The organism is Streptomyces sp. GbtcB7 (assembly GCF_019091445.1).
GTDB classification, from domain to species: domain Bacteria; phylum Actinomycetota; class Actinomycetes; order Streptomycetales; family Streptomycetaceae; genus Streptomyces; species Streptomyces mirabilis.
On sequence record NZ_JAGXJM010000224.1, the window covers coordinates 1 to 304 of the forward strand.

Consider the following 304-nt stretch of genomic DNA (forward strand, 5'->3'; position numbering starts at 1 on the left):
GCTCACGGACGCGTTCGGCTCCGAGCCGTCGGAATCGGTCTACGAGGGCGACGGCTCGCACTTCCCCGATTACACGTCGTACGACTGGGAGGGGTTCATGTTCCGCGACATGATCGTCACGGAGGACGGCAAGCCGCGCGACGAGTACTTCGTCCCCTCGTACGTCTCGGTCACGGCGAACGAGGTGGGCGAGGTCGCCGTCACGCCCGAGTTCGACCTCGCGATCGGTCTCACCGCCGACGACGTCCGCGCCCTCGGACCCGACGAAGAGGTCGAGATGCCCGACGGCGAACCGCGTTTCTTC

Annotated in this window: 1 protein-coding gene; it reads left to right on the plus strand. The window is 66.8% G+C overall.

What is annotated here, in order from left to right; translation table 11 throughout:
- Window positions 1–304, plus strand: a 304-nt coding sequence (locus tag KVT44_RS55915) for a hypothetical protein (protein WP_217576946.1), incomplete at both ends; no start/stop codon positions are given.